The 329-nt window shown below is 69.0% G+C and carries 1 protein-coding gene; it reads right to left on the bottom strand.

Going from position 1 to position 329, the window contains the following annotated elements; all coding sequences use genetic code 11:
• Positions 1 to 329, bottom strand: a 329-nt coding sequence (locus EN850_RS34765; protein WP_145973030.1) for a zinc-binding dehydrogenase, incomplete at both ends; no start/stop codon positions are given.

Below are 329 nucleotides of genomic sequence, written 5' to 3'. Positions count from 1 at the left end.
AGGTCACCGCTGGCGTCGCCACCGATGGAATCCACCGCGGCCGCCGCCTGCGCTTCGCCGGTCGCTGCACGCACACGATCCTTCCAGCCGTCCACCGAGGTGTCGAACACATGGTCGATGCCCAGCGCCTGCAGCTGCGCGACCGCATCGGCATTGCGCACCAGGTTGGCCACGTGCACGCCGCGCGCCCGCGCCAGCATCGCCAGCGACTTGCCCACCGCGCCGTTGGCGGTGTTCTGCACGATCCACTGGCCCGGCTCGACGTGCAGGAACTCCAGCAGCATCAATGCGCTCAGCGGCATGGCGATCAGCTGTGCAGCGGTTTCGTC

This window comes from Mesorhizobium sp. M8A.F.Ca.ET.207.01.1.1, assembly GCF_004794715.1.
Lineage (GTDB): Bacteria > Pseudomonadota > Alphaproteobacteria > Rhizobiales > Rhizobiaceae > Mesorhizobium.
The sequence above is the reverse complement of the archived record's forward strand: the minus strand, read 5'-3'. Positions and strand labels throughout refer to the sequence as shown.